This is a genomic window from Borreliella americana, assembly GCF_032595795.2.
Taxonomy (GTDB): domain Bacteria; phylum Spirochaetota; class Spirochaetia; order Borreliales; family Borreliaceae; genus Borreliella; species Borreliella americana.
The window spans coordinates 357338-369220 of the sequence record NZ_CP132449.1; the positions used below are offsets into that span (position 1 = coordinate 357338).

Sequence of the window (11883 nt, forward strand, 5' to 3'; positions counted from 1 at the left end):
GAATAACTTTATGATTTCAAAGTTAACAAAAATTGTAGCAACAATATCTGATCTTAGATGCGAGCCAGAACATGTAAAAGATTTATACGATGCAGGGGTAAATGTTATAAGGCTAAATACTGCTCATCAATCACACGAAGATACAATCAAAGTAATAAACAATGTTAGAAAAATTTCAAATAAAATAGCTCTAATGATTGACACAAAAGGACCAGAGGTTAGAACAGCAAATATTGAAAATCCTATTATTGTAAAAACTGGAGAAAAAGTAATAATTTCAACTTCGCCCATTAATGAGCCTAACAACTTTCAAACCAATTATGATGGCTTTGTTAAAGAAGTTCCCCAAGGATCTAAAGTGTTAATTGATGACGGTGAGCTTGAAATGACTGTTGTTAACAAATTGCCTGACCGATTAATTTGTGAAATTAAAAATGACGGCCAAATTAAAAATAAAAAATCAATTAACACCCCCGGAATTTCTCTTAAGCTACAATCAGTAACCGAAAAAGACAAAGGATTTATTGAGCTTGCAGCAAAATATAATATTGATTTTATTGCCCATTCGTTTGTAAGACATTCCAAAGACGTTCAAGATGTTCAAAAAATTTTAACTGACTCTGGAAATCCTGATGTAAAAATTATATCCAAAATAGAAAATCAAGAAGGAATTGATAACATTGAAGAAATTGCAAAAGCCTCTTACGGAATAATGGTTGCAAGAGGAGATATGGGGGTTGAAATTCCTGCAGAAGATGTACCCATTGCTCAACTTAAAATAACACAAACTTGCATAAAGTATGGAATACCCGTGATTACAGCAACTCAAATGCTTCATACAATGATTGAAAATCCAAGACCTACTAGAGCAGAAGTATCTGACATCGCTAACGCTATTTTAAACGGCACAGATGCAATTATGTTATCTGGAGAAACTGCCTACGGAAAATATCCAATTGAAGCTGTAAAAATGATGACAAGTATTGCTAAAAAAGTTGAAAAACACAGAAAAATGACCTTATATAAGGATGAACTCTTTTACGACAAAAGCATTACAAGAAACTATATTATCAAATGTGCAATTGATGCCACAAAACTTATGGACGTAAAAGCAATTATTGTAGATTCTCTAAGGGGCAAAACTGCAAGAATAATGGCAACTTATAGAGCAAGTGTTCCACTATTCATTACAACAAATAGCGAGAGACTAGCAAGAGAATTATCATTATCTTATGGGGTTTATTCTAATCTTGTAGACAATAATTTCAAAAGAACTACCGAATTTGTCGTAACTTCTCTTAAAATGTTAAAAGAACAAGGTATTGTTAATGACAAAGATACTGTAATAATTATTTCTGGCAATCCAAATAGAAATATTGAAAAAGGAACAGAATTTATGGAAATAAACACAGTAGAAGATGCAATCAAAGGACGGAATATATAAAGCAAGCTAGAAACTCCTTGGTTGAAAACATATTTTATTCAAATAATACAAACAACTTGTCATTTAAGTTGGAAGAAAAAAAAACTCACAAAGCCATCCTAACAGGTTATGGAAGCTATGAGTTTTTTTTAAAAAATGAATGTTTGTTTAAAAAAATAATATCAAATCAAACTAATAATGTATTTATAATCTCTGAAGCAAAAAGCGATTTTTTAATTAATATATCCAATCACAATGTGTGGAAAATTTTTAATAAAAATATTAAAGTAAACCTAAAAATATTAAAATTATTAAAAACTTTAAATTTTATTAATATAGACGATAAATTAATCGAAAATGATCATAAAATCGAAATTTTATTGAATTTTATTAGCAATATCAAGGAAAATATAAAAATAATTCCAATAATTTTTGGAAAAACTTGCAATAAACATTTAATGAAATTTTGCGAGTTCTTAAAACCTTTTATAAGCAGAGAAGAAAATTCATTTATTTTGCTGTCCTGCTTTATTTCAAAATCTACAAATATAAAAAAAGCCTTAAAGCTTGAAGAAAATTTAAAGCATATCTTTCTTGAAGAAAGATTGCCTAATCCTAATCTAATATTAGAAAACTATAAATCAAAAAAAATATTTCCAGAAAACATAAATGCAATCATGACTATTTCAAACCTTTTTAAACATTTCGAATTTACTGGCTCGAAAATAACATTTAACTCCCCAGAATACTTTATATCAAGCATCATTCTAATGAAATAAAATTGTCAAAATTAAAATTTATAAAAAGTTTTCTATTTTTTTACCGTTTTTCTTTAAAAAAGCATCAAGCCCTATTTTTGAAATACTTCTTAGCGCATTAGCAGAAACTTTAATGTTAACACTTCTTCCAAGATTTGGAATAAAAAATTTTTTGTTTATTAAATTAACCTTAAAGGTTCTTTTGGTTTTTACTCCAATATGTTGTCCAGCCCCACCTTTTTTCTTGGCAAGCCCCTTCCTTGGAACATTGTTTCCAAATATAGTTTTTTTTCCTGTTATCTCACACTTCCTAGCCATTTTAGCACTCCTTTAATTATGATTTTTTCTCCAAATATAAATCCATTAACTTTAAAAATAAAGCTAAACTACCTAAAATATTTTTCATTATACTTCCAAAGTTTAAATTGTTCCCATAGCTTTTAGCAAGATCCATATCAAGCTCTTTCCAATTATAAATCAGCTCTCTTTCCAAAGAAACTTTTGAATAGTCTGAAAGACAATCTTGCAAACGCTGCTCAATAGAATATATTTTAGAATAATATTCGCTTGATATAGCAAACGCCTTCTTATTAACATCTGCTATTATATTTAACAACAATTTCTCCGAAGATTTATCCCCCAAAGAAGCTCTATGCAACAATGCATTTATCCTATTGCCATAACCACCTTGCTCGCCCAAATTAGAATCAAAATCAATAAGACTTGCATAAATATTAATCAAAGCATGCATGTCATTAGACATTTCCCTTGAAAGCTCTATAAGTTTCCATTGTCCTTTAATAATAAGTAAATTAATAATATCATTAAGATCTTTTTTAACAAAATAAATAGTATATGTTCTCAAATAAACTAAAAGTTCGCAATAAATATAACCTGTGGTACTCATGATTTTAGATACGATCTTTTCATTCATTTTTTCATTATAATTATCCAAATTTAAAAAAGAGATTCCTGGAAAAAGCTGTTCGGCTAATATTTTAGATTTGCTACTTTTTTGCAAAACTTTAATCTTTTCAATTTCGGCAGCAACATGTTTGGTAAGATCATTAAAAAATATTCTTGCTATTGGATTAGGTTTTTGCCCAACAGAAATAGGAAAATAATCTGGATCCCCAATAACATATCTTATTAGATATAAAATTTCTTTATTCTTATTTATATCCAAAATAGAAGAAATAATCTTAATCCAGGCATTAGATTTAATAGGAAAATCTTCTTTATTTCCATAAATTTCTAAAATAATGTCATAAAGATTTTTCCAAATAGAAATATTCTTAATACAAGAAATACATTCTAAAAAATCTTTAAGATCATCTATAATAACTCCACAACCAATAGCGCTGAATCTAGGTCTATACACAAAATCATCTTCTGGAAGTAAGTTGTCAAAATTTTTAAGAACCAAATGATATTGATATAAGACCAAATCAAAAAAATTATGCAAAGCCTGATAAGTTTCATCTATCAATTTAATTTGTTCTTGAGTTATGTTTTTAAACAAATAGGATAAATTGTTATGTAAATTTTTAGGAAGATCTGAAGCAAAATTTATGTTATCGTTTGCAGAAAAAGAATAAATATAATCCAAAGACTTCTTCTGATTGTCATTTAAATATTTTTCAACAACAAAATGAACAATTTTATTAGAATTTTTATATCTTTGCGCAAATGGCCTTAAGGGAGAAAAAATTTTATAAAAATTATAAAGAAATCTAGAAAATTGAGGTAAGGCCTGAATTTTTGAAGCATTAAAAAAATTACTTACCCTGCTTAAACTAACTTTAACTTCTTTTAGCCTTTTTTGCTTTATTTGCTCAGAAGTAAGTTCTTTATTAATATTAAACATAGAAAGTATAAAATCAAATAAACTCAAATTCATCATCCCCCTAAAGCTCTTCAGCTGCCTTACTCTATTTTCCAATTAAACATGGAAATTAATATAACTATAAAAATTATACATAATTTATTGTAAAATAAAAGAAAAAACTTGAATAATTTTATGAGAATAAAAAAATTAATATTAACAGTAATTTTATTAATAAATCCCAGTTGTTCAACAAATAAGAACATCGTTGTACTAACTGACAATAAAACAATACCATTTTATATAAATCAATTTAATATAGAAAATAAACTAAATTTTATAATTAAGTTTAGAAATAATATTGACCTGCAAACAATAGAAAAAGAAAACGCACAAATAATTATTTCTAAAAACATTGGTAATACAAATATTACCAACCATTTTAAATCTATAAAAATCAATTATAATCCAGATTATCCCATCTTAAAACATATTTTCAAGCAATTTAACTACAAAATTATTCCATTGGGCTTTGACATTCCTATTTTAATCTATAAAAATACACATCACATTAAAAAATACATAAACACCAAATATCTAAAAGAAGAATACGAAAATTTCATTAAAGAAGGAAAATTTTTTATATCACCTTATGTTTCTGAAAATTTATTTTATGTAATTTCTCAAATAAATAATGTGAGATTTTCTTTTGAAAAAAATAAATTAAATTATAATGAGAATCAAATTCTAAAAATGCTAGAATATTTCTCATCATTTTTAAATAAAAAACAAATGGATTTGCAAAAAGATTTCTTTAATAAATATGGCTACTTAAAGCTAAATAAAATACTGCTTAATAAAAAATCTCTTTTAATAGCGGGATTGAGCGATATAACCTTCTATAATAGCTTAAGCGAACAAGAGAAGGCACAAATAAAATTTTCATATTTAATAAACGATAACAATGAAATTGTTATCTCAAATCCAAATTTTATTGGTATTTTAGAAACATCGGCTTTAACTAAAAAATTTATCAACTGGATATTGGATAAAAAAACCCAAAAAACCCTAATTGGATTTAACAATCAATCCCTATCAAATATATGTTTTGGATTTGCCAATGGTTTTACTCCTTACAAAGGATTAAATTTAAAAATAAAAAATTCAATTGATGGAATATCTCCTTTTATTATTGACGAAACTCAAATCAATAGCCATTCCTATGTATTAAGCAAAAAAACAATTGAAAAAGCAAACTTACTTATAAATGAATGGTTTTTCTCTAAAATTAATAATCTAAAAAAAAATAAAAATTAAATATGTCTTTTCTTGTAATTTAAAGTAATTATTTTAAAAATAAGAAAAAACAATAACGCAGAAAGAATAGCTAAAGATAAGTAAACACCATTAAAAACATATATAAGAAGAGAAATAAAAATAATTAGAAAATAATTTACAAAAAGACAAGCAATCCCTGAGAAAATAGCTATCATTAATGAAATTAGAAAAATCATAGCCTTGGAATTGAAATTAAATTCTATTTTAGAGAACAAAGAGATAAAAAATGCTCCTATTAAAACTAATAAAATAGGAGAAATCAGTAAAACCAAACTTAAAGAAAAAATATTAATTAATTTCAAATTTAATATAGCAACCCTATGAAAAGCGCTTGACAAATTTTGAATTTTTAAAAAAAATCCAAACTCAGTAAAATTTGAAAATAAAGCTAAATTTTCTACATTCTCATTAATTTTGACAACCTCTAAAACATTTGTATCAAAACTATCCGTAGACACAAAGACTTTGGTAAGAGTAATTTCGCTCTGCTCATTGTCTTTATCTAAAACATTTTGATACACAAAATTACCTTTCAAAGTAGCAAATGGAATTTTAATATGCAATATCACATTCCCTGTATTATTAAATCTAATAAGTTCAAAATTTTTTATTATTTTAGAATGATTATTAAAGGCGACAACTTTTTGCATATAAATATAATCATAAAAACCTTTCTTAGAATCTGATTGCAATAAAAATATATCGTTTATTCCGTAATATTCAAAATATTTTTCAATCTCATCAAAAAAAAGATATCTTTTTCTAAGCTTTTCAAGAGATTTATTCTTATAATTCAAAATTTCATTATCACTGGGCAATAACTTATGAAGATTTGAAAACCCGTAATAAGCTAATTTAAATTTTTCAGTATTAAGAAACAAAAAATTTTTTTGCTTTTCTTCGGAAATTAACTGCATTTTTTCTTTTTCAAAATTTCTGTTTTCATTAATAAACTTTAAAGTCAAATTTAAAAGCGCAACAAAATTATCATCTTTTGTTGCAACATAAGCAATATAAGCAAAGTAATTGGCTGTATAATAATCATTTTGAGAAATAAATCCATTGACAATATTAAAAAAATCTTGCTTTTTAAGACTTTGCAAAGGATATTGTGAAAAAGTTTTTTTAACCTTTTCTAAATCAACGTCATAACTTGGAATTTTACTATATTCAGATTTCACCAAATAATAATTTGTTAAAAGTTCTTCATTATTTACATAAATAATTCGCATTTTATCATATATTCTAATCAAATTTTCAAGATATTTTCTCTTTTGCTTCATTGAATTTATCAAATCAGAAGATAAAAAAAATCTATTTGAAGACAAACTTATATCTATATTTTTAATTTTAAGAGATATTTCATTTGCTTCACTCTCAAGAAGATTATATCTGTCGTAACTAAACTTATACTCATTTCTCTGGGCAATTATATAAGGCAAAATTAAATTAAATAGAAAAGTAAAAAAGAGTCCCATAATAAAAAATAATAGCAAAAATGCATAAAGCCTAGAAAATAAATATCCATTATACGACTTTAAATAAATCTTTATTTCTTGCCGAACAAAAAAAGCAAAGTAAATGCAAACAATAAATATAAAAAATCCAAAAAAATACTTATAAAAAAGCAAAATAGAATCAAAAAAAGTTGCTATTAATTTATGTTTTTCTAAAAAATTTTCTCCCAAAAAATATGAATAACTAAAGAGTAAACCTAGAAAAAAACACAGAAAAATAATAAAATTACTCAAAAATGCATATACTTCTTTTTTCATAAGCTTTAAGAATTAACCATCCTTATATAAATCATTGTCTAAATCTTTGCTGATTTTAATATATTCCGAAACAAATCCAAATAAATAGGTAGAAAAAAAAGTTAAAACACAAAAAATAAAAGGAATAAAATCAGAGATCATACTCTTCCCTATTATTACATTGTAAATCCTGGGAAACTCAATCGAATAGACATTATAAATTTTTAAAAAAAGTATAATAAAAATAGGATAAAGGAATATTGCAAAACTATTTGAAAAAATAAGATTAAAAACATAATAAAACGAAAATAACAATAAAGAAATTCCCAATATATTAAAAATTAAATTCAAATAATTGAGTGAAAGTAGAAAATTATTCAAAATTTTTAAATCTCTGAAAATAAAATCAACAAAATTATTATAAATCTTTTGCTCTAAAAAATTATTCTCAACAAAATCAATCTTACTAGAATTAGAAAGATTTGATTGGTAAGAAAAACCTTTATCACCTTTGTCATTCTCTGAAACAATTAAAACCCCATTAAAACCATAAAATCTAGGCCTATTGCTAGAAAATATTATTTCATCATTTAAAAAATGCACAACCTCATCTTTAAGAATAAAATTATCATTTCTATTGCTATTAATATAGTAAGAATGAAAACTATAACTAACTAAAAATCCTAAATAAGAAAACAATAAAATAAGAACAAAGATAATACAATTAAAATGGAAAAACTCTTTAGACGACTTTAAAACTATCCTATAAAAAGGATAAGATATTCTCATAAAAGTAACAACAAGGGACAAAGGAAAAGAATAAATATAGGCATTGTAATAAAGGCTATAGCTTAAAATGGAAAATTTAAAATATAAGAACTTATATTTTAAATAAAATGTACATATGAACATTAAAGAAAAAAGGCAAAATATTAAGATAAACCTGCAAATTATCAAAAAGATCAATCTTAAAGAATCAAACACAGCAAATCCTCCCCCTCGAAAATTGAAAAAACTTTAAGCCTTTTTGTTGTCGACCAAAATATTTTTAATCTTCTTCTTAGCCTCTTCAAAGCTAATTTGCAAAGCTAAGCTAATCTCGTGCTCCAATATTAACTCAAAATCATTTAAAATCCTTTTTTCATAAAAAGGGAGTTCTTTTTGAGTAGATTTTTTATATAAAAATTTATATAACTTTGCTGTATCTAAAATATCGCTTTTTTTATAAAATTCATGACCACCATCTTTTATTTTTTTTGAATCTATTTGACCTTCAAACTCTTTAATAACATCAAAAACTTCTTCTACCTTTTCCCTGCTAACCAAAGCTCTAATGCCAAAATCATCAACTTTAGCAACAGGAACCATAAAAATCATATCATTAAATGGAAAATGTATTTCATAATAATCAATAATCTCACCATTAAACTCTTTAGTCCTAATATCCTTAATAGTACCTACTCCATGCATTGGATAAACTACTGATTGATTTAGCAAAAATGCCATACTTACCTCATAAAATATAGATAGTTAAAATTTAAAAGCTCATAAAAAAACGCTTAAATTGGTTCTAATATAGAATTTATTTTCATAAAATAAATTTTCAAGATATCTATCATTACAAAAGCTTATTATTACACTAGGAGTAAGTTTGTTAATATTTGCAAAAAACATTTCTTTATTTCTCTTTACAGCTTTTAAATCATAATACCCAATAAAACTAATTTCTTTATGAGATTCTTTCAATCTTAAAAATTTTTTCTTTGACATCACTTTATCTTTGTCAATAATATAACATGTTTTATGGGCATTTTCTAGTATTTCCATTAAAATGAGAAGAACTGTATTTGAATCATAACAGTCAATATTAACTCTTTTAAAAATCCTACAAAAAAATCTTACAATCTTAGAATTCAAAAAAACAAGAGAAGAATTTTTAATGTGATTTCTAAACTTTTTAAAAATCAAAGCCTTTAAAAAAGCTTTAAGCCCAATAAAAATTACTATTGAATGATAAGGATGTCCTGAAAGGTAAACAAATCTGCTTATAAGCTTGCTGCGACTATCAAAAACATCTATAGGCACACCTAAAAAATAAAATCTGTCTGGTTTTGAATATATGTCTTTTAAATTAGCCATTATAATCCTCTAATAATGCCTTAAAATAAGCAAGCGAATAAATAATAGCCGTATCTGCTCGTAAAATTGGAGTGTTAAACCTTACAAAATTAAAGCCCTTATCCTTAAAAAAGACAATTTCTGACTCCGAAAAGCATCCTTCCGGGCCTATTATAATTCCAATTTTGCCAAAATTGTCAAAACTTTCATTCTTGCTTAAAATCGTTCCGCTTGGATGAGCAACATAATATCTTGTAGTGCAAAAAGAATAAGGTAAATGAAAAAAATTATTATAAAAATTAATTTTCGGAACAATTTTATTACCACTTTGCTTTAAGGCCGCATCTATTATTTTTGAAAATCTTAAAATTTTGGCAGATGCATTGCTTATATCCATTTTCGACACAGAACGATCCGCATTAACAATATTAATTTCTGAAACTCCAATCTCAACAACCTGTCTTAATACCAAGTCTATTTTTTTGCCCTTTAAAGTAGAAATAAAAATACTTATCTCAAAATTATTTTTTTCAATTTTATATATTTTATTGGTAGTAAACTTAATAAAATTACTACCAATTTTTACTATTTCTGAAGATCTTAATTCCTTATCTTTTAAAAGAATATTCAGCTTATCACCCTTTTTAAGTCGTCTTACATTAACAAGATGATGATATATTTTTGTATCTTTAACAATAATAAAATCGCCTACTAAACAATTCTCATCCAAAACAATTTGCTTCACAATTTAATTACCTAATTTAGACAAATATTCACAAGCTGTTTTTAAAGCCTTGTCATAATGTAGATTATAAATCGGCAATTCTTTATTATTGTCTTGATAGTAATTAAAAAACACATACTTGCCTAAAAATTCTTTATCGATTTTATATTTTGGATTTTCTTTGACAAGATTTTCAACAAAAAAATCAATCTCTTGTTCGGTAATGGATTTCTTACCCTTCAAAAAGCCTTCTATCAGCTTTTTATCAAAAATTTCTTTATATATTAATGCTTCTTCCTCAGAAAAATCTGGAGATTTTATTTCCAAATCGGGCTCAATTCCAACCTTATGAATACTCTTTCCAGATGGAGTATAATACTTTGAGCTTGTAATTTTAAATCCACCAGTATAAAAAGGAACTACATGCTGAATAAGCCCCTTGCCATAAGACTTTTCACCTATAATGAAGGCTCTCTTATTATCTTTTAAGGCTCCTACAAAAACCTCTGATGCTGAGGCTGAAGATCTGTCTATTAAAGCAACAATTTTTATATCAGGAGGTAAAACTTGTTTTGAACTTGCCTTATAATCAATAGGCTTGCTAGAATTTCTTGATTTTGTGGAAACAATAATTCCTTTAGATAAAATATCATCCGCCATTTTTATAGCTGCCTGAAAATATCCTCCAGTATTAAGCCTTAAATCTAAAATTAAAGATTTAATATTTTTATTTTTAAGATTATCTAAAGCTTTTCTAAAATCTACAGAGGTGTGTGGATTAAAGCTTACTATTCTTATATAACCAATATCTGAATTAATAACATCATACTTGATTGTTTGTATTTCTATCTTCTCTCTTGTAAGTTCAAAATCCAATGTTAAATTTTTTCCTCTAAGAATAGATACTTTAACTTTTGTGCCTTCTTTACCTTTTAAAAGATCAACAACTTGATCTACTTCCATAGAATACACACTCTTACCATCAACAGCGGTAATACAATCTCCAGATTTAATTCCAGCCTTATAAGCTGGACCTCCTTCAAAAGGCGTAACAATAGAAACACAAGCGCTATTGGGATCAAGATCTTTTGCCTTGTCTTGCTTATCTTGGGAATGCATTTTTTTTATTATAGAAATTCCAATGCCAACATAATCTCCTACTGTTGTTTTTGAAATTTCTTCTAAATCTTTTTTTGTCAAATATTGAGAATAAGGATCGCCCAAGGCTTGAAATATTCCTTTTAAAGCCCCTTCAAAAATTACTTCATCGCTTACAGGATCAACATAATTTTCCTTTACAAATTCAAAAGCTTGAATCATCATCTGCTCATAATTTGATCTTGATAACTTATTATTAGATCCATCAAAAGCAAAAATAGATTCAACAATTACTAAAGAGCTTATACCCAGAGTCAATAAAAAATATACACATATTAAAAATTTATTTTTCATTTATTCATTCCTAATGCAAAAATTAAAACTTGATTTTATTTCCATAATATAATATTTTAAAACTATGTTAAACTCACATCCTAAAAAAACACACCACCTTTACAGAGCAGGACTTGTTTTTTTACAAATTACTGAAAGCCTTTTAATCTTAGTTTTATTATACCAAGCCATTAATAAATTAATTTTTATTAATAATTACTCCATAAAGTTTATGCTAACATTTATCTTATACTCACCTGAATTTTTCATGGCCAATTTAACAATCTATTACTTTGTCTACGAAAAATTCACAATTCTTCACAGCACCATAGTAATAACTAAACTATTTCAAACAATATTAACATTATTACTTTTCATCTTGGGATTTACTTTTAAAATATACGTCTACCAAACCTCTCTGATCATACTTTTAGGAATTACAGTAGTTTACCTAGTATTTAACGTAACAATATTAGCGCTAATTAAAGCAAAAATAAAAAAATCGGAGTAAA

12 protein-coding genes are annotated in these 11883 nt (G+C 25.7%); 4 read left to right on the forward strand and 8 right to left on the reverse strand.

Going from position 1 to position 11883, the window contains the following annotated elements; genetic code table 11:
* The first annotated feature begins 10 nt into the window (after window positions 1-10).
* Entirely contained in the window at window positions 11-1444 is a 1434-nt protein-coding gene (pyk, locus tag QIA00_RS01710) for a pyruvate kinase (protein ID WP_316257112.1), read from the forward strand.
* 17 nt (window positions 1445-1461) lie between these two features.
* Window positions 1462-2202 (forward strand): AmmeMemoRadiSam system protein B, encoded by a 741-nt coding sequence (amrB, locus tag QIA00_RS01715; RefSeq protein ID WP_316257113.1) that lies wholly within the window; start codon window positions 1462-1464, stop codon window positions 2200-2202.
* An 18-nt stretch (window positions 2203-2220) separates the two neighbouring features.
* Here amrB and rpmB read toward each other — a convergent pair whose 3' ends face one another.
* Complete coding sequence (rpmB, locus tag QIA00_RS01720) at window positions 2221-2499, reverse strand: 50S ribosomal protein L28 (protein WP_316257114.1); 279 nt, start codon at window positions 2497-2499, stop codon at window positions 2221-2223.
* Window positions 2500-2515: 16 nt separating this feature from the next.
* The gene (locus tag QIA00_RS01725) at window positions 2516-4081 is read right to left on the reverse strand and encodes a hypothetical protein (RefSeq protein WP_316257115.1); all 1566 of its coding nucleotides are present in this window, start codon (window positions 4079-4081) and stop codon (window positions 2516-2518) included.
* Window positions 4082-4189: 108 nt separating this feature from the next.
* Between QIA00_RS01725 and QIA00_RS01730 the strand changes: the two genes are divergently transcribed.
* Window positions 4190-5323 (forward strand): hypothetical protein, encoded by a 1134-nt coding sequence (locus QIA00_RS01730; protein ID WP_316257116.1) that lies wholly within the window; start codon window positions 4190-4192, stop codon window positions 5321-5323.
* On the opposite strand, the gene QIA00_RS01735 is transcribed toward QIA00_RS01730, so the two are convergent.
* From QIA00_RS01735 to QIA00_RS01760, 6 genes are read right to left on the reverse strand one after another with little or no spacing between them, the layout of a single operon-like run.
* Complete coding sequence (locus tag QIA00_RS01735) at window positions 5320-7119, reverse strand: hypothetical protein (protein ID WP_316257117.1); 1800 nt, start codon at window positions 7117-7119, stop codon at window positions 5320-5322. The two genes, QIA00_RS01730 and QIA00_RS01735, sit on opposite strands and share 4 nt — an antisense overlap.
* A gap of 12 nt (window positions 7120-7131) precedes the next feature.
* Window positions 7132-8082: a hypothetical protein gene (locus QIA00_RS01740; RefSeq protein WP_316257119.1), complete on the reverse strand. Its 951-nt coding sequence runs from the start codon at window positions 8080-8082 to the stop codon at window positions 7132-7134.
* 33 nt (window positions 8083-8115) lie between these two features.
* Entirely contained in the window at window positions 8116-8604 is a 489-nt protein-coding gene (locus tag QIA00_RS01745) for a CarD family transcriptional regulator (RefSeq protein ID WP_002656642.1), read from the reverse strand.
* A gap of 39 nt (window positions 8605-8643) precedes the next feature.
* Window positions 8644-9237, reverse strand: a complete 594-nt coding sequence (locus QIA00_RS01750; protein ID WP_316257121.1) for a hypothetical protein — start codon at window positions 9235-9237, stop codon at window positions 8644-8646.
* Window positions 9230-9961 (reverse strand): 16S rRNA (uracil(1498)-N(3))-methyltransferase, encoded by a 732-nt coding sequence (locus QIA00_RS01755; protein WP_316257122.1) that lies wholly within the window; start codon window positions 9959-9961, stop codon window positions 9230-9232. Before QIA00_RS01755 ends, QIA00_RS01750 begins: the two co-directional genes overlap by 8 nt.
* A gap of 3 nt (window positions 9962-9964) precedes the next feature.
* Window positions 9965-11392, reverse strand: a complete 1428-nt coding sequence (locus tag QIA00_RS01760) for a S41 family peptidase (protein ID WP_316257123.1) — start codon at window positions 11390-11392, stop codon at window positions 9965-9967.
* Between the two features lie 64 nt (window positions 11393-11456).
* On the opposite strand from QIA00_RS01760, the gene QIA00_RS01765 reads away from it, so the two are divergent.
* On the forward strand, window positions 11457-11882 hold the full coding sequence (locus QIA00_RS01765; protein ID WP_316257125.1) for a hypothetical protein: 426 nt from the start codon (window positions 11457-11459) through the stop codon (window positions 11880-11882).
* Window position 11883 lies beyond the last annotated feature (1 nt).

Coding starts and splice junctions, on each gene's coding strand:
- QIA00_RS01725 (WP_316257115.1), bottom strand. CDS start 4,081: ATGAATTTGAGTTTATTTGATTTTATACTTTCTATGTTTAATATTAAT.
- QIA00_RS01745 (WP_002656642.1), bottom strand. CDS start 8,604: ATGGCATTTTTGCTAAATCAATCAGTAGTTTATCCAATGCATGGAGTA.
- QIA00_RS01735 (WP_316257117.1), bottom strand. CDS start 7,119: ATGAAAAAAGAAGTATATGCATTTTTGAGTAATTTTATTATTTTTCTG.
- QIA00_RS01760 (WP_316257123.1), bottom strand. CDS start 11,392: ATGAAAAATAAATTTTTAATATGTGTATATTTTTTATTGACTCTGGGT.
- rpmB (WP_316257114.1), bottom strand. CDS start 2,499: ATGGCTAGGAAGTGTGAGATAACAGGAAAAAAAACTATATTTGGAAAC.
- QIA00_RS01750 (WP_316257121.1), bottom strand. CDS start 9,237: ATGGCTAATTTAAAAGACATATATTCAAAACCAGACAGATTTTATTTT.
- QIA00_RS01765 (WP_316257125.1), top strand. CDS start 11,457: ATGTTAAACTCACATCCTAAAAAAACACACCACCTTTACAGAGCAGGA.
- pyk (WP_316257112.1), top strand. CDS start 11: ATGATTTCAAAGTTAACAAAAATTGTAGCAACAATATCTGATCTTAGA.